The 16,473-nt window shown below is 64.7% G+C and carries 18 protein-coding genes; 2 read left to right on the top strand and 16 right to left on the bottom strand.

What is annotated here, in order from left to right; translation table 11 throughout:
- Nucleotides 1–7 precede the first annotated feature (7 nt).
- From F3H35_RS12460 to F3H35_RS12450, 3 genes are all read right to left on the bottom strand, one after another.
- A complete protein-coding gene (locus tag F3H35_RS12460; protein WP_149779902.1) occupies nucleotides 8–1,807 on the bottom strand; it encodes a peptidoglycan -binding protein in 1,800 nt (599 codons plus the stop codon).
- Between the two features lie 3 nt (nucleotides 1,808–1,810).
- Nucleotides 1,811–3,043, bottom strand: a complete 1,233-nt coding sequence (locus F3H35_RS12455) for a biopolymer transporter ExbB (protein WP_149779901.1) — start codon at nucleotides 3,041–3,043, stop codon at nucleotides 1,811–1,813.
- Between the two features lie 68 nt (nucleotides 3,044–3,111).
- On the bottom strand, nucleotides 3,112–3,642 hold the full coding sequence (locus F3H35_RS12450) for a gamma-glutamylcyclotransferase (RefSeq protein ID WP_188129960.1): 531 nt from the start codon (nucleotides 3,640–3,642) through the stop codon (nucleotides 3,112–3,114).
- Nucleotides 3,643–3,820: 178 nt separating this feature from the next.
- On the opposite strand from F3H35_RS12450, the gene F3H35_RS12445 reads away from it, so the two are divergent.
- The gene (locus tag F3H35_RS12445; RefSeq protein ID WP_149779900.1) at nucleotides 3,821–4,831 is read left to right on the top strand and encodes a DUF2125 domain-containing protein; all 1,011 of its coding nucleotides are present in this window, start codon (nucleotides 3,821–3,823) and stop codon (nucleotides 4,829–4,831) included.
- Nucleotides 4,832–5,004: 173 nt separating this feature from the next.
- Here the strand turns inward: F3H35_RS12445 and F3H35_RS12440 are convergent, their stop codons facing one another.
- From F3H35_RS12440 to hisD, 11 genes are all read right to left on the bottom strand, one after another.
- A complete protein-coding gene (locus tag F3H35_RS12440) occupies nucleotides 5,005–5,640 on the bottom strand; it encodes an extensin-like domain-containing protein (protein ID WP_149779899.1) in 636 nt (211 codons plus the stop codon).
- A gap of 4 nt (nucleotides 5,641–5,644) precedes the next feature.
- Complete coding sequence (locus F3H35_RS12435; protein WP_149779898.1) at nucleotides 5,645–6,562, bottom strand: prephenate/arogenate dehydrogenase family protein; 918 nt, start codon at nucleotides 6,560–6,562, stop codon at nucleotides 5,645–5,647.
- Complete coding sequence (gene hisC, locus F3H35_RS12430) at nucleotides 6,562–7,644, bottom strand: histidinol-phosphate transaminase (protein WP_149779897.1); 1,083 nt, start codon at nucleotides 7,642–7,644, stop codon at nucleotides 6,562–6,564. The genes F3H35_RS12435 and hisC overlap by 1 nt, the downstream gene beginning before the upstream one ends.
- 134 nt (nucleotides 7,645–7,778) lie before the next feature.
- Nucleotides 7,779–8,399 carry a 30S ribosomal protein S4 gene (gene rpsD / locus F3H35_RS12425; RefSeq protein WP_007813240.1) on the bottom strand — a complete coding sequence of 207 codons (621 nt, stop codon included), beginning with the start codon at nucleotides 8,397–8,399 and terminating at the stop codon, nucleotides 7,779–7,781.
- Nucleotides 8,400–8,574: 175 nt separating this feature from the next.
- On the bottom strand, nucleotides 8,575–9,642 hold the full coding sequence (locus tag F3H35_RS12420) for a Hint domain-containing protein (RefSeq protein WP_149779896.1): 1,068 nt from the start codon (nucleotides 9,640–9,642) through the stop codon (nucleotides 8,575–8,577).
- Between the two features lie 88 nt (nucleotides 9,643–9,730).
- Nucleotides 9,731–10,609 (bottom strand): lipid A-modifier LpxR family protein, encoded by an 879-nt coding sequence (locus tag F3H35_RS12415; protein ID WP_223228403.1) that lies wholly within the window; start codon nucleotides 10,607–10,609, stop codon nucleotides 9,731–9,733.
- A 304-nt stretch (nucleotides 10,610–10,913) separates the two neighbouring features.
- Complete coding sequence (locus tag F3H35_RS12410) at nucleotides 10,914–11,498, bottom strand: GNAT family N-acetyltransferase (protein WP_149779894.1); 585 nt, start codon at nucleotides 11,496–11,498, stop codon at nucleotides 10,914–10,916.
- A 1-nt stretch (nucleotide 11,499) separates the two neighbouring features.
- Entirely contained in the window at nucleotides 11,500–11,895 is a 396-nt protein-coding gene (locus tag F3H35_RS12405; RefSeq protein WP_149779893.1) for a ketosteroid isomerase-related protein, read from the bottom strand.
- The gene (locus F3H35_RS12400; RefSeq protein ID WP_007813229.1) at nucleotides 11,892–12,353 is read right to left on the bottom strand and encodes an arsenate-mycothiol transferase ArsC; all 462 of its coding nucleotides are present in this window, start codon (nucleotides 12,351–12,353) and stop codon (nucleotides 11,892–11,894) included. Before F3H35_RS12400 ends, F3H35_RS12405 begins: the two co-directional genes overlap by 4 nt.
- Before the next feature lie 6 nt (nucleotides 12,354–12,359).
- Nucleotides 12,360–12,839: a UPF0262 family protein gene (locus F3H35_RS12395; RefSeq protein ID WP_149779892.1), complete on the bottom strand. Its 480-nt coding sequence runs from the start codon at nucleotides 12,837–12,839 to the stop codon at nucleotides 12,360–12,362.
- A 4-nt stretch (nucleotides 12,840–12,843) separates the two neighbouring features.
- A complete protein-coding gene (hisD, locus tag F3H35_RS12390; RefSeq protein ID WP_149779891.1) occupies nucleotides 12,844–14,148 on the bottom strand; it encodes a histidinol dehydrogenase in 1,305 nt (434 codons plus the stop codon).
- Nucleotides 14,149–14,333: 185 nt separating this feature from the next.
- Between hisD and F3H35_RS12385 the strand changes: the two genes are divergently transcribed.
- Nucleotides 14,334–14,732 (top strand): c-type cytochrome, encoded by a 399-nt coding sequence (locus F3H35_RS12385; protein WP_149779890.1) that lies wholly within the window; start codon nucleotides 14,334–14,336, stop codon nucleotides 14,730–14,732.
- Between the two features lie 5 nt (nucleotides 14,733–14,737).
- Here F3H35_RS12385 and F3H35_RS12380 read toward each other — a convergent pair whose 3' ends face one another.
- A complete protein-coding gene (locus F3H35_RS12380) occupies nucleotides 14,738–15,208 on the bottom strand; it encodes a DUF2948 family protein (protein WP_149779889.1) in 471 nt (156 codons plus the stop codon).
- Nucleotides 15,205–16,473: a UDP-N-acetylglucosamine 1-carboxyvinyltransferase gene (gene murA / locus F3H35_RS12375; RefSeq protein ID WP_007813220.1), complete on the bottom strand. Its 1,269-nt coding sequence runs from the start codon at nucleotides 16,471–16,473 to the stop codon at nucleotides 15,205–15,207. The genes F3H35_RS12380 and murA overlap by 4 nt, the downstream gene beginning before the upstream one ends.

The following is a 16,473-nucleotide window of genomic DNA, read 5'->3' as shown; positions in this document are numbered from 1 at the left end:
CGGTGACCTACTTGCCGGTGAATTTCAACTCGATGCGACGGTTCTGCGCGCGAGCCTCGGGCGTGTCGTCCGGATTGACCGGCTGATACTGCCCGAACCCGTTGGCCGAGAGCCGCTCGGGCGGCAATCCCAGCGTGTCGATCATGTAGCGCACCACCGACAGGGCGCGCGCCATGCTCAATTCCCAGTTATCCTCGAAGGCAGCACCCGGGCGCACCGGCACATCGTCGGTATGCCCGTCCACCTGCAAGACCCAGTCGATCCCCTCGGGGATATCGTCGGTGACGCTGCGGAAGATTTCCGCGACCTTGGCAACCTCCCTCTGACCCGCGCCTGACAATTCCGCCTCACCGGGCGCAAACAGCACCTCGGAGGAAAACACGAACCGATCGCCTTCGATGCGGATGCCCTCCTGCGCGCCCAGAACATCGCGCAGCCGTCCAAAGAATTCCGACCGATACCGCTCGAGATCGGCATTCTGCTCTTCCAGCAAGCGGGCGCGCGCCTCTTCGGCCTCTCGGCGGCGGCGCTCTTCGGCGGCGACCCGCGCCAGCGCCGTGTTCAACTCGTTGCCCAGCGACTGCAGCTGCACATCCTGCGCCGCCTCGCGCGCCTTGGCGTCATCAAGAAGCGCCTGAAGCTGGCCCAGCTGATCGCGCAGCGCCGCCACCTGCCTGTTCAACAACGCCTGTTGCTTCTGCGCTTCGCTCGCCAGCTCCTGCTGGTCGGCCAGCCGGTCCCGGGCCTGCGCCAGAAGGGCCGCGCGCGCCTCGGCTTCGGTCAGGGCGGTGTCGGCCTGCTCTTCGGCGGCCAGTTTCTCCGCCAGCGCCGCCGTCAGACGCGCGCGCAACTCTTCGGCCTCCATCGACTGCGCCTCGGTCTGGGACAGCCGAGCCTCAAGCTCGGCGATCCGCGCATCCTTGGCCGCCAGCGTCTCATCGGCAGTCTCGCGCGCCGCAAGCGCCGCGGCCAGCCGCGCATCCAGATCCTCCTGCGCATCCTCGGCAGCCGCCAGCAGGGTCAGCGTGTCCTCGGCGCGGCGGCGCTGTTCCTCCAGCGCAAGGGTCATGGCGGTCAGTTCCGCATCGGCGTTCTGCAATCTTGCGCGCAGCGCCTCGGCGGCGGCGGCCTCGGCCAGTCGCGCCTGTTCCTCTTGGCTCAGTTCGGCCTCCAGATCGGCCACTTGCGCACTCAGCGCGGCGCGCGCCTCGTCGCTTTGCTCGGCCTCGGTCCGCAGATCGGCGATCAGCGCCTCCAGCGCCTCGCGGCGGGCCGCGGCCAGTCGCGCGGCCTCGGCCTGTGCATCCACCTCGCCGCGCAGATCCGCCAGCGCCAGTTGCAAAGCCTCCTGCTCGGACAACAGCTCGGCGCGTTGTCCTTCCAGATCGGCCACCTGCCCGAGCGCCTGATCGCGCGCGGCCAACAACCCGGCCACCTGTTCCTCGAAACTGGCGATCCGGGTGCGGGCCTCGTCCAGGGCCAACTCCTGCGAGGCGATCAGCGCCGCCTGCGCCTCCTGGCGCTCGCGCGCATCACTCAAGGTGCTGCTCAGTTCCCCGACCCGTTCGGTCAGCGTGGCATTGCGGTCCTGCTCCAGCCCCAGCGCCTCGGCCAGTGCGGCCACTTCGGCGGACAGCTCGTCCAATTCGCTCGCCTGTCCGCTGATGGTTTCGCGCAGCACGAATTGCACGACCATGAAGATCGTCAGAACGAACATCAGCACCAGCAAAAGCCCGGTCATCGCATCCACGAAACCCGGCCAGATCGAGGCCTGGAACCGTGCACCTGTGCGCCGGGAAAGCGCCATCGCCTAGCTCTCCTGCCTGTCGCCCGGACCCTGCGCCGGATCGCGCGCCGTATCACGGGCCAGATCACGGGCCGGGCTGCGCATCTGGTTGAACACCCGCGTCAGCGCCGCCAGATCGGTGCGCAACTCGGTCATCGTCTCCTGCCGGCCGGCGCTGATTTCTTCGAGGATGCGCAGCATCTGCACATCGATCGACCGGAGCCGCATCCGGCTTTCGGCATCCAGACCGTCACCGCCATGGGCCTGACGCTCGTACATGACTTCGATCAACCGCTCCTGCCCCTCGGCAACCCGGCTCAACGCGGCGGTGATCGGGTTTGTATCGCTCATCCGGTGCGTCAGACGTTCGATCGAATCCGCCAGCACGCCCAGCTTTTCATCCACCATGGCGCGGCTGACATCCGATTGGGTCAGCATCATCTGCAGGCTTTCCATCTGCTCGGCCATCTGGTCCAGCACGGGGGCCATGACATGCGCCTCGCCGCCCTGTTCGCCGTCACCACTGGAAAATCCCACCCGCGTGATGGTGGACATCCATTCCTCCAACTCGCGATAGAACCGGTTCTGCCCATGGCTTGCGAATAGCTCCAGAAGACCCACCACCAGCGATCCCGCCAGCCCCAGCAGCGACGAGGCAAAGGCCACGCCCATCCCGCCCAGCTGCGCCTCAAGCCCGGTCATCAGGCGGTTGAACACATCCACACCGCCCTCACCCTCCTGCGGCGCAAGGCTGCGGATGGTGTCCACCACGGCCGGAACCGTGGTCGCAAGACCATAGAACGTGCCCAGAAGACCAAGGAAGATGAGCATGTTGACGATATACCGGGTGATCTCCCGCTCTTCGTCGATCCGCTGCGCCACCGAATCGAGGATCGACCGCGCCGATCCCGAAGCGATCTGCATCCGCTTGCCGCGCTGGCGCAGCAAGGTGGCCAGCGGCGCCAGCAATTGCGGCGCCTTGACCATCTCGTGGCCGGGATGCTGTGCGGCGAATCCTTCGATCCAGCGCACCGATCCGATCAGCTGAACCACCTGCCAGAAACAGGCCACCACCCCGATGCAGAAGACGAACAGGATGAACCCGTTCAGCCACGGGTTCGCCTCGAAGACCGGCATCACCCTCGGCGCCGCCAGAACGGCCCCGGCCCCGGTCAGGCCAAGCACCACCAGCATCAGAACGATCTGGCGTACGGGACGTGAAAAATGCGGCTCGACCTCACGGTCCGGCTGGCCCATCTGGACGGCTCCCGGCTCTGACTTTCGTTGGGCCAACCCTACGCGCACGGACCGGTCAAGCCAAGGATTTATACGCTCAAGGCGCGCACTCTGCGCGCGAGCCAGTCCAACTCCGCATCGATGATGCCCAACTCGCCCAAGTGTGCGGCGGTGTTGAACAGATATTCGGTGTTCGGCCCCCGCCCGCCGACCGCCCGCGCGATGATCCGCGCCTGTTCCTCAAGGTCCAGACCCCCGCAATACTGCACGTGATCGGGGTCGATCACATAGGTCACCGCCTCGACCCTGCGGCCATCCGCCAGATCGATCTCGAGCATCTTCTCCAGATAGGCCGACGACACCAGCTCGCGCTCGCGCAGATAGGCCAGAACCGCCTCGGACCGATCCTCCGCCACCGACAGCGCGACACCGTGGCATTGCGCCTCCGCCTGCGCATCCAGCGCCAGCACCAGCCCCGGCTCTTCGGGCGTGCCGCGATGATGGATCGAGCGCATGCAGAAACTGCGGTGATAGCCCGGCAGCGTCGCGATCACCCTGTCCTGCACCTCGAAGCCCGGGTTCCACACCAGCGATCCATAACCGAACACCCACATCTGCATTTTGCTGTTCCTCTTGCTTTGGACGCCTTAAAGCGGTCCGCCTTTGACCTGAGGCATCAGCTAAAGGCGGAACGCGTGCAACGATTGAACGGAACACTGCATTTCGCGAAAATCTGTGATTCAGGTTTTCCGCGAAACGCTTTAAACACCATGCGCAGACAGCATGAAAGAGGCAGGAATGCTCAGAGGTCTTATCGGTCTTATGATGGTCGCGGCATTGGCGTGGTCGGGCTATTGGTTCATCATATCCTCCAGCCTTCAGCAGGGCTTCGAGGACTGGTTCGACGCGCGTCGCGCCGAAGGCTGGGTGGCCGATTACGGCGCGCTCGGCGTTCAGGGCTTTCCCAACCGGATCGACACGGTGATCGACGATCTTGACCTCGCCGATCCCGACACCGGGCTCGCCTGGAGCGCGCCGCGCTTCCAGATCAACGCCCTCAGCTACCGGCCCAATCACGTCATCGCCGTCTGGCCGAACAGCCAGCGCCTCGCCACCCCGCTCGAGAAATACGAGATCGAAAGTTCCGACATGCGCGCGAGCCTGGTGCTCGCCCCCGACGCCCAGTTGCAGATCGACCGCACGGCGCTGACCGCCGAGACGCTGGTGATCCGCGCGCTCGCGGGCGAAGGCCAGACCAGGATACAGGCGCTGCGTCTCGCGGCCGAGCATGTGCCGATACAGAACGCCGCCACCTACCGCCTTGGTCTGGCCGCCGAGGGTCTGGTCCCGTCGCTGCCATGGCGCAGAACGGTCGATCCCGACGGCTCGCTGCCCGAAAGTTTCGATGCGGTCAGCGCCGACATGACGGTCGAGTTCGACAAACCATGGGATCGCAGCGCCATCGAGGTCGCCCGCCCGCAACCCCGGCAGATCACCCTGAAACTGGCCGAGGCCCGTTGGGGCCGGCTGGAGCTTCAGGCCGCCGGCGAGCTCAGCGTCGATGCCCAGGGCCTGCCCACCGGCGAGATCACCATCAAGGCCCGCAACTGGCGTGAAATCCTTCAGGTTTCGGTCGCGGCGGGCGCGATTTCACCGGGTCTGGCCGGGGCGCTCGAAGATGGTCTGTCGCTGCTGTCGCAGCTGTCGGGCAATCCCAACACGCTGGATATTCCGCTTGGATTCCGCAACGGGCGCATGCTGCTTGGCCCCGTGCCGATCGGCCCTGCCCCGGTGTTGCGCCTGCGGTAAGCCGCCCTCCCAAAGACGGGGGCCCTGCCCCCGACGTTGAAATCCTTGGGGATTTCAACGTGCCCCCGGGATACTTGGGGCCAGAAGAAGCCGCCGCCGGTGCAGGCAAAAGAACAAAACTGCGTTTCTTCTGGCTTTAAGTATCCAAATCCCACCGGTCGAGTTACGACAGGTCACCGGCAATAGGGGCCGTATCCGTGATCGGCGGTGTCGAAATGAAAATGATCGCGGTGGTGGCGATCGGATTCGGGGCCAAGCACCGTGCCGAAGGGGCCACAGGCCGAGCGGTGCAGCTTGCGCAGCACGCGCCCCTTGCGGCCCTTGTCCCAATCCTCGAGCACCGAGATTTCCGATCCATCGGCCAGTTGGATCGCAGCGATGTCGATGGCGCGGCCCTTGGCATGTTCCGACAGGCGCCCGCCAGGCTGATGGTTGCGCGTCCGGCAGGCGTAATGCGCAGCCACCCGGATGCCGGTGGCGCCGCCGCCCATATTGCCCACCGTGGGCGTCATGTCGCGCGCGACCCAGTCGTTGAGGGTGCGCGCTGTCTGGCAATTCATGATCGACCCCTGGCTGAGCGTGATCCCGCCGACCGAGCGCACGCGCACCGCACTCGAGACCCCGCAGCCGCCTGAACTTGCCTGCGTGGTATCGGGATAGCTGCCCACGACTTCGCCCTTGATCGCGGGATTGCCGCAGACCGATCCGCGCGTGGAAGTCACCGGCTCGTCACCGCCGCGGCCGCCACCACCACCGGGCAGCAGAGAGCAGCCCATCAGAATGAGCGGGAAAAACAAGGCTTTACGCATGGGGTTACCCCTTTTTTACTCGTCCGAAATCCGGGGCATCGGTGTCCTGACCGGCCTCGATGATGCCGCGCCGGATGGCGCGGGTGCGGGTAAAATACGCGAAGAGGTGATCGCCGTCACCGGTGCGGATCGCGCGTTGCAGCGCAAACAGCTCTTCGGTGAAGCGTCCGAGGATTTCCAGCGTCGCCTCCTTGTTGTTCAGGAAGACATCGCGCCACATGGTCGGGTCGCTGGCCGCGATCCGGGTGAAATCACGGAAACCCGCGGCGGAATACTTGATCACCTCGCTGTCGGTGACGCGGCGCAGGTCATCGGCCACGCCGACCATCGTATAGGCAATCAGGTGTGGCGCATGGCTGGTGACGGCCAGCACCAGATCGTGATGCTCGGCATCCATCTCGTCGGTCTGCGCGCCCATCCCCTGCCAAAGCCGGGCGACGCGGGCCACCGCGTCGGGGTCGCTGCCGGTATCGGGCACGATCAGGCACCAGCGGTTGTCGAACAATTCGGCAAAGCCCGAGCGCGGGCCGGAATGTTCGGTCCCGGCCAGCGGATGGGCGGGGACGAAATGCACGCCTTGCGGCAGATGCGGCGCCACCGCCTCGATCACCGCCTTCTTGACCGAGCCGACATCGCTGACCGTGGCCCCGGGCTTGAGCGCCGGGGCGATCTCGGCGGCGACAGCGCCCATGGCGCCCACCGGCACGCAGAGCACCACCAGATCGGCGCCTTCGACCGCCTCGGCAGCACTGTCGCAGACCCGGTCGCACAGCCCGATCTCGCGCGCGGTGGCGCGGGTCTCCGAGGAGCGGGCATAGCCCGTCACCTCGCCGGCAAGGCCGCCGCGTTTCATCGCCCAGAACATCGACGAGGCGATCAGCCCCAGACCGATCAGCGCGACCCTGTCATAGACCGGCGCCATCACTCATCCCCCATGAACTGCCCCACCGCATGGGCCACCCGGCGGCAGCTTGGCTCGTCGCCCACGGTGATGCGCAGGCAGTTGGGCAGCTTGTAGCCCGCCACCCGCCGCACGATCAGCCCCTCGGATTTCAGATACTCGTCGCAGGCCTCGGCATCGGCGCGGCTTGGAAAGCGGGCGAGGATGAAATTGGCCATCGACGTATCCGAGGCCACGCCATGCCCGGCCAGCGCTTCGGCAAGCCAGGCACGCATGCGGGTGTTGTCGTTGCGGCATTTCTCGGCCCAGGCGGTGTCGCGCACCGCGGCCTCGGCGGTGACAAGCGCCGCCTGGCTGAGATTGAACGGGCCGCGGATACGGTTGAGCACGTCGATCACATGGCCCGGACCATAGCCCCAGCCGACCCGCAGACCGCCCAGACCGTAAAGCTTCGAGAAGGTGCGCGTCATCACGACATTGTCGCGCCGGTCCACAAGGCCCGCGCCGCCGTCATAGCCTTCGACATATTCGGCATAGGCGCCGTCGATCACCAGCAGGGTCTGCGGCGGCAGGCCGTCAGCAAGCCGGGTCAGCTCGCCCTCGCCGATCATCGTGCCGGTGGGGTTGTTGGGGTTGGCGACGAAAACCAGCCGGGTCCGCTCGGTGCAGGCGGCGAGAATCGCGTCCACATCGGTCACCCGCTCACGCTCGCGCACCTCGACGGGGGTGGCGCCATTGGCCATCGCCCCGATCTTGTAGAGCGCAAACCCGTGTTCGGTATGGATCACCTCATCGCCCGGCCCGGCATAGGCCTGACACAGAAAGGCGATGATCTCGTCACTGCCCACACCACAGATCACCCGCGCGGGGTCCACGCCGTGCACCTGGCCGATCGCCTCTCGCAGCGACGCGTGATCGGTCGAGGGATAGCGATGCAGATCGAACGCCGCCTTGCGAAACGCCTCCTTTGCGGCCTCGCTCGGGCCGAAAGGGTTTTCGTTCGAACTCAGCTTGACCACATTGGTCAGCCCCTCCACGTGGCTTGCGCCCCCCTGGTAGAGCTCGATATCCATGATGCCCGGCTGCGGCGTGATCTTCGTCATGATCGGTTCTCCTTGCCCTCGGTGTTCTAGCCTTGCCCCTGTGACTTGACCAGCCGGAAAAGCCCGATCCCGTGGCAAAGAAAAAGGCCGCGGCGGTTCCCCGTCGCGGCCCTCAGAAAGATATCTGCGACGCTTTAGTTCTGCGCGTAGAATTCGATGACGAGGTTCGGTTCCATGATCACCGGATAGGGCACATCGGCCAGACCGGGGGTGCGCACGAATGTCGCAACCATCTTGGAGTGATCCACCTCGAGATAATCGGGCACGTCACGCTCGGCCAGCTGCACCGCCTCGAGAAGCACGGCCAGCTGCTTGGAGCGGTTGCGCACCTCGATCACGTCGCCTTCCTGCACGCGGTAGGAAGGGATGTTGACCTTGCGGCCATTCACGCGGACATGGCCATGGTTCACGAACTGGCGGGCGGCGAACATGGTCGGCACGAACTTGGCGCGATAGACCACGGCGTCCAGACGACGCTCCAGCAGACCCACCAGAAGCTCACCCGTGTCACCGCGCTGACGCTCGGCATCGCGGAAGATGCGGCGGAACTGCTTTTCGGTCAGGTCGCCATAATAGCCCTTGAGCTTCTGCTTGGCGCGCAGCTGCAGGCCGAAATCCGAAATCTTGCCCTTGCGGCGCTGGCCGTGCTGGCCGGGGCCGTATTCGCGGCGGTTGACGGGCGATTTGGGGCGACCCCAGATGTTTTCGCCCATGCGGCGGTCGATCTTGTACTTGGCAGACGTGCGTTTGGTCACGGCTGATCTCCTTCTATGTGGTTCAGAAGGGCGTTGTCCTCTGCGTTGCGGATCAGATCCGGGCGGCCGACAGGCATCCCCTTGCGGGGGCCACCAACACCAATGAAAGCGCGCTTATACGCCCGTCGGGTCCAGAGTCAACCCGCCATGCCAGCTGATCTCGGGGCGGCCCGGTTCAGGCCGCCTCGTGCATCAGGATCGCCGCCTCCGAGGTGCTCAGGCAGCGCCGCGCAAACCGGCCATAGCTCTCGGGCCGGTCTTGCAGATCGGGCTCGCGCTCCAGCAGGCGCTTGCGGTCCCTCTCGCTCAACGTGGACAGGGCCGTGCCTGCGGGATGGAAACTTTCGGTCTCGACGCCATTGGCCCACAGGACCTGATGACGCGGCAACAACAGGTGAATATACGTCACCTCGCGCGCCATGACATCCACCACCACCGTCCGGTTATTGACCAGATCGCGCGCCGCGACCAGCACCTCCGAAGTATTGAACAGCGCCTGCGCCACCCGGCCCTTGACCAGCATCCGGTGCCCCGGCGACACCAGCAATTCTCTCTGCGGCCGGTCGATGCCCAGCGCGCCCGCGCTGATGCGGATCGGGCGCAGATGCGGCATCGCGAACAGGCGCGCACCGCTCATCCGGCGGCAGCCAACCCATTCGATCGGCTGCGCGCCATCGTCCTTGGTCTGCACCATGTCGCCTTCGCGCAGCTCTTCCACCAGCCTCGGCCCCTCGGGCGTCTCGATCCGCGTGCCGGGGGTGAAACAGATCACGCCTCCGGTTTCCGGGCCCGTACCCGACAGATGATCCATCCGCTCCATGGTGTGATGCACCACCCACATCTCGGTATGCGCGGGCGGGATACGATCCACGAACATCAGCAAGGGCGGCGTGCCGCCTCCGATCTCGATCACCGTGACCGTGTAACTCTGCGCGCCATCACTCACCACGAAGCCGCAATCGATCAGCGGGTCGTCTACGGTAACCTCGTTCAGATTTCTGGTATTGGTCTTGACCGCGCCCACCAAGCGCCGCACCAGCCGCGCAGCCCGTTTGCGACAGTCGATCTCTCCGTTTGCCCCTTCAAGCCGCAGTATTTCGCTCGGTCCATCCACCCTCACGACATCACCGCTCCAGGACCATGCGGCCCCGACGCTAAGCGTGTGTAAGGGAGCGGCGTTCAAACCGTCCACTTCCGTCTGCGACCAGGAGATGACAAACGCGCCACGAAAGCACGTATTCATTGCCTGTATAACCTGCCTTTAGTTTTTTTATTATCTAAAGATATAACAGACGGCCCACACTCTGCAAAGCCTGTAAACCCCTAAACAATCAGAATTTTATTCCCAGTCGCACAGAACCAACAAATTGGTTCTCGCGCTGCGCTTTGAATTCCTTGTCCAGCCAGGTCAGACCATAGAACAGCTCTGTGCCCCCCTCACCCTGCCAATGCGCCCCGGCCCTGACCCTCGTGCGCGCATCGGTCAGCTGATACCCCCGGCTCTTTGGCAGGAATTCGCTATGCTCCACATGCGCGATATCGGCGCCCAGAATGAACGACAGGCCCAGCCCCTCGCCCGGTATCGTGCGATAGCGTTGCCCCGACACCGGATCGCGCACCATAAGGCCCCCTTCGCCCAGCGACCCGATCACCATGTCGGCGCCCACTCTCAGCAAGGTCTCGGCGCCGACGCGCCCCTCGATGAAGGGCCGGATGCGCACCGGCCCGCCCATGCGGTATTCGCGCCCGATCTCGGCCACGGCGGTTGGAAAGACCTCGTTGCCGATCTGGGCGCGGCGCACCTGCAACGATGGATCGGTGCCATCGACCACGTTATGAACCGTCCGCTGAATATCCGTCAGACCCGTCTGCGATCCGGTCACCACCAGATCACCGCCCAGCGCGACCTCGGTCTGTCCGGCGTTGAAATGCGTGTGCAGGCCGAAGGACAGCGCATTGGCCAGCGGGCGGTCGCCCGCCGCGGGCCGGCGCAGATCCTCGGGCGCGATGATCTCGGCGTTCAGGCGCAGTTCCAGAAGGTCGCCGGCGCGCTCGGGCGCCCGGCCCTGCCAGTCACGGCTCCAGACATAGCTCGCCGCCACCGATCCGGTGCGCCAGCGATCATTGCCATCGCCGAACAGGTCGTTGGTCAAAAGACGGCCATGGCCCAAACGGTCGTAGCCATTCGCATCCGCCGCAGCCGGCGCCATGATGGCCCCGCAAAGAAGACACATTGTCAAGAAAGCATAGACGGGGCGCATCCCAAGTTCCCTTTACCTGTCGCCCCCCCGGACGCGTTTCTTTTAGCAGGGAATTTCCCCGCCGGTGATCCCTTTTTCGCAGGTGATCGACAGGATGTGGCGATTCTGCCGCAGGCTGAGCGGGCGGCGCAACGCACGCCCTGTTCACAGGCGCGATGCACCGATCCCGCACCGACGCGATACCGACGTGATACCGACGTGATACCGAAGCGGTTTTTTGCCATTTTTCAGAAGGTTAAGGGTGATTCGCCCCTCACAGCTCCCGCAACCAGAATTGCAGCGCATGTTCAGTTTCGCCCGGCTGGTCGATATCCTTCCAGCCGAACCGGGCCACCACCCCCTCCAGAGGCGCATATCCCCGCTTGCGCCAGAACGGGTCAAGCGGTTGATATTCCTCGGGTTTGAGCGGGTGATCAGCGGGCCTTACGACACTGCAGAACGCCGCATAGCGCCGCTCCATCGCACGCGCATGATCCTCGCGCGCGTCGAAAAACGCGTGCCCGATCCCCTGCCCGCGATATCCCGGCAGAAGAACGCTTTCGGCGCAATAGAAAACCTCTTTCAGATCAATACCTTGCCCCTCAAAGGCCGCCGCGAAATCCTGCGCGTGATCCTCCATCGGCGTCCCCGTCGACGCCCCCACCAGCCGGTCCCCATCGAAGGCACCCACCAGAATGGCGGCCTCGCTATCCCTGTAGGTCTGCAGGTACCGCGCCTCATAGGCCGCGTCCCCGTCATAGAGATAAGGCCAGGCCCGAAACACCTCGATCCTCAGCCTCGCGACATCCTCCAGCGCCCGCGCCAGATCGTCTCCGGTCAGCCGCGCGACGCGGATCACCTCAGCCCCCCACCTGCCGGATCCAGTCCGCCAGGTTGTAATAGGTCACGACGCGAGTTATCTTCCCGTTTTCCAAAGAAAAAAACGATCCGGCCGGCAAACGGTAGGTTTGCCCGCTGGCCTCTGGCAGCCCCTCATCGGTCTGCAGATAGGTGCCGTTGACGATGAATTCCGCCGCCGCGCGCGTCCCGCCTTCGGCCTCGAAAATGACCATATCGGTCAGCTCCTCGCGATAGCAGCGGTTCATATGCTCGCAGAACGCCCGGAACGCCGCCTTGCCACGCCGCACCTGCCCTTCATTGACATGATGCGCCACATCCTCGTCCAGACAGGCCAGCATCCCCTCGACATCGCCGCGCCCAAAGGCCTCGAAATAGGCTTTGACTGTTGAATTCATTCGATTTCCCTCGGTTCGCCCCACCGGTCCTTGAGGTGAGAGATGATCTGGTCGCGGGTCTGCCGATAGGCGTCCATCTTGGCCTCGCGCGTCTCGCCAAGCCCTGTCGGGTCCATGATCGGCCAATAGAGCACATCCAGATGAAACACCCGCGTCAGCTCCAGCGCCCTGCGCTGGCTGGCCGGGCTGAGCGCGACGATCAGATCGAAAGACGACAGGTCATCGCCCCATTGCTCCATCTCGTCGAAACTGCGCGTGCGGTGCCGGGCCAGCTCGACCCCGATCTCCTTGCAGACCGCGATCGAGAAACCGTCGATTTCCATATCGCCCTTGACGCCGGCGGACTGGACGTAAGTATCTGACCCATAGAACTTTTTCATGATGCCTTCGGCCATCGGCGACCGAACGGCATTATGGTCGCAGCAAAAGAGCACCGATTGTGGAAGCTCTTCGGCCATGCTCTCTCAGCCCCCGAAATGCAGGACGCAAATCAGCGTGAAAAGCCGCCGCGCCGTATCGGTGTCCACATCCGCCTTGCCGTCCAGCCGCTCTTCCAGAATGCGCGCACCCTCGTTGTGGATGCCGCGCCGGGCCATGTCGATCGTCTCGATCTGGGCGGGCGGCAGGTTCTTGACCGCGTCGAAATAGCTTTCGCAGATCTGCCAGTAATCCTTGACCACCTGCCGGAACGGGCTGAGCGACAGATGGAACTCCGCCGCCGGCTGATCGTCCTCGGTGCGGATGTCGAACACCAGCCGCTTGTCGCGGATCGACAAACCAACCCGGTAAGGCCCATCCGGCGTCACCCGGTCATCTCGCTTGGGCAGCGCGAACGAGTTTTCCTCGATCAGGTCGAACATGGCGACCTTACGTTCCTGTTCGATTTCGGGCGTGGGGGGCGGCAGGTTGGCGTCGTCCAACTCTATATGACAGATACGCGACATGGTCTCAGTGCTCGTTCAGATGGTTGAGGCGCGCAGTGACCGACAGTCCATGCGCCTCGAGGCTTTCGGAAATGGCCAGCGTCTCGGCCGCGGGACCGATGGCGCGCAAGGCCGCAGGCGTCATGCGGGCCATTGTGGTCCGCTTCACGAAATCCATCACGCTCAGACCCGACGAAAACCGCGCCGAACGCGCCGTGGGCAGCACATGGTTCGGCCCGCCCACGTAATCGCCGATCGCCTCGGGGGTCCATGCGCCAAGGAAAATCGCCCCGGCATGGGGGATCTTGTCGGCCAGACCTTCGGCATCGGCCACGCATAATTCCAGGTGTTCCGGCGCGATGCGGTTGGCCAGCTCTGCGGCGCGCTCCATGTCAGGCACGGTGATGATCGCGCCATTGTCGCGCCAGCTTGCCCCGGCGATCTCGCGCCGTTCCAGCGTATGCAGATAGCGCGTGATCGCGGCCTCCACGGCCTTGGCCATCGCCGGATCGTCGGTAATCAGGATCGACTGCGCGCTTTCGTCATGCTCCGCCTGGCTCAGCAGGTCCAGCGCGATCCAGTCGGGGTTGTTGTCGCGATCCGCGATCACCAGAATCTCCGAAGGTCCCGCGATCATGTCGATGCCCACACGCCCGAACACCCGCCGCTTGGCCGCCGCCACATAGGCATTGCCCGGCCCGGTGATCTTGTCCACCGGCGCGATGGTCTCGGTGCCATAGGCCAGCGCCGCAATCGCCTGCGCGCCGCCGATCCGGTAAATCTCGTCCACCCCCGAGATGCGCGCCGCCAGCAGGACCAGCGGATTGACCTGCCCATCGGGCGTGGGCACCGTGATGGCCAACCGCCCGACGCCCGCCACCTTGGCGGGAACCGCGTTCATCAGGACCGAAGACGGATAGGACGCAAGCCCCCCCGGCACATAAAGCCCCGCCGCCGACACCGGCGTCCAGCGCCAGCCAAGCGTCGCGCCGGCCTCATCGGTCCAGCTGGCATCCTGCGGCAATTGCCGTTCGTGATAGGCGCGGATCCGGTCCGCCGCCACCTGCAGCGCCTCGCGCTCATGGCGCGGCACATCGGCGATCAGCGCATCGATTTCTTCGGTCGAGAACCGAAGGGTCTCCGGTGTCAGGTCCAACCGGTCGAATTTCGCCGTCAACTCGATCAAAGCCGCGTCGCCGCGCGCGCGCACATCCGCGATGATCGCGGCCACCGTGTCATCCACATCGGCTGACTCTTCGCGCTTGGCCCCCAGCAGGGCTGCAAAGCGCGCATCGAAATCCGGGCTGTCGGCATCCAGAAAAACGGGCATTTCTCGTCTCCTTGCAGGCCGAACCCTTAGAACGAAGTGGGGCGCTTCACAAGCCACATGGCCCACCCCGCACAATCAAAACAACGCACCATTGACGCCCGTCAAAGCATGAACGCCAACGGATGCAAAGATGGCACCGGCAGACGCATCAGCAAAGCGCGCGACCTGAACCAAGGGAGATAAGGATGTTTTTTGCAAAGCAACACGGACTGGGAATTCTGGCAGCCCTCACACTGGCGGGGGCCGCAATAGCGGACGAGACCGGCAAGGAAGAATACATGAGCAGTTGTGCCTCATGCCACGGCGAAGCCGCCGACGGCAACGGGCCGCTGGCCGATCTGATGACGGTGACCGTGCCGCCGCTGACCAATCTCAGCGCACAGAATGACGGGGAATTCCCGATGCTGACCGTGATCCAGACGATCGACGGACGACAGGGCATCAAGGGCCACGGCTATCCCATGCCGGTCTGGGGCAAGCGGTTCCAGGCGGATATGGTAGATGCCGGACCCTATGGCCGCGAAGTGATGGTGCGCGGGCGTATCCTGTCGCTGGCGCTCTATCTGGAATCGATCCAGCAATAACGCCGTCACGGCTCGTGGCGCGGCACCTTGCGCGATGGCGCGCGATAGGGCCGCGTCACGTCTTTCAGCGTGACCTCGAGCGCCTCGATCTCAAGCCGGATCGCACCATCGCCCGCCAGTGTCAGCAGCACATGCCCCGCGCCTTCCTCGCCCGGCTCGAAGGTGACCGACAGCAGGGACAGGATGGTGTCGCGGTCGTCCCGGTCGATGCCTTGGCTCGCCACCTTCAGAACATTGTCGATCACCAGAACCGACTGCACCCGTTCGGGATCGTGCCGCCGCCGCCCCTCGTCTTCCCAGCGAAACCGGTTCAGCAGCAGCGCAAAGCGCCGCTCGGCCGGGCGCCACGTCATCTCGGTGATCGGAAAGATCGCATCCTGCGCAAGCGACGACATCACCTGCAGATCGTCCGGATCGAGCGCGCCAAGGTTCAGCGGCGCCTCGCGGCCCTCTTCGAATGTGGCGTCTCGTGTCATTGCCCCGATACCCGCTCTATATGGGCGCCCACATTGCCAAGCTTCTCCTCGACCCTCTCATATCCCCGATCGAGGTGGTAGACCCGATTGACGATCGTCTCGCCCTCGGCGGCCAGTCCGGCCAGAATCAGCGAGACACTGGCACGCAGATCGGTGGCCATCACCGGCGCGCCCTTCAGGCGCTCCACCCCGGTCACCCGCGCAACGCCGCCCTGCACGTCGATGCGAGCTCCCATCCGCATCAGTTCGGGCGCATGCATGAAGCGGTTCTCGAAGATCCGCTCTTCCAGAACGCTGGTGCCCTCGGCTGTGCACATCAGCGCCATCATCTGCGCCTGCAGATCGGTGGGAAAGCCGGGGAAAGGCTCGGTGACCACATCGACCGCCTTCACCCGCCCATCGCCGCGCGTCACCAGCAGGCCCTTTTCGGTTTCGGTCACATCGATCCCGGCCTCGTGCAGCTTTTCGCAGAACGCCCCCACCAGATCCATGCGCCCGCCAAGACACTCGACCTCGCCACCGCAGATCGCGGGGGCCAGCATATATGTGCCCAACTCGATGCGGTCGGCGACAACCGGATGGGTCGCCCCGTTGAGCCGGTCAACGCCCTCGATGGTGATCGTGCCGGTGCCCTCGCCTTCGATCTGCGCGCCCATGCGCCGCAGGCAGACGGCCAGATCGACGATTTCGGGTTCGCGCGCGGCATTCTTCAGAACGGTCGTTCCCTTGGCCAGCGTCGCCGCCATGAGCGCGTTTTCCGTGGCCCCCACCGACACCAGCGGAAACTCCACGATGCCACCTTTCAACCCTCCGGGCGCGCGGGCATGCACATAGCCTTCCTTCAGCTCAAGCTGCGCGCCCATCGCCTCGAGCGCGCGCAAATGCAAATCGACGGGCCGCGCGCCGATGGCGCACCCGCCCGGCAGCGACACCACCGCATGACCATCGCGCGCCAGCATCGGCCCCAGCACGAGGATCGAGGCGCGCATCTTGCGGACGATCTCGTAATCGGCCACGTGATTGTCCAGCGCATGGCTCGACATCACCAGAACCTGCCCGCCCTGCAATTGCGTCACCTCGGCGCCAAGCGATTGCAGCAGCAGCGACATGGTCTTGATGTCGCTCAGCCGCGGCGCATTGGTCAGGGTCAGCGGTTCTTCGCTCAGAAGCGTGGCGGGCATCAGTGTAAGACACGCGTTCTTTGCGCCGGCGATCGGGATCTGGCCCTTCAACGGACCATTGCCCGTGACGATAATCGAATCCAT

It is taken from the genome of Roseovarius litoreus (assembly GCF_900142765.1).
Classification (GTDB): domain Bacteria; phylum Pseudomonadota; class Alphaproteobacteria; order Rhodobacterales; family Rhodobacteraceae; genus Roseovarius; species Roseovarius litoreus.
This window is presented reverse-complemented; position numbering and strand designations above follow the sequence as displayed.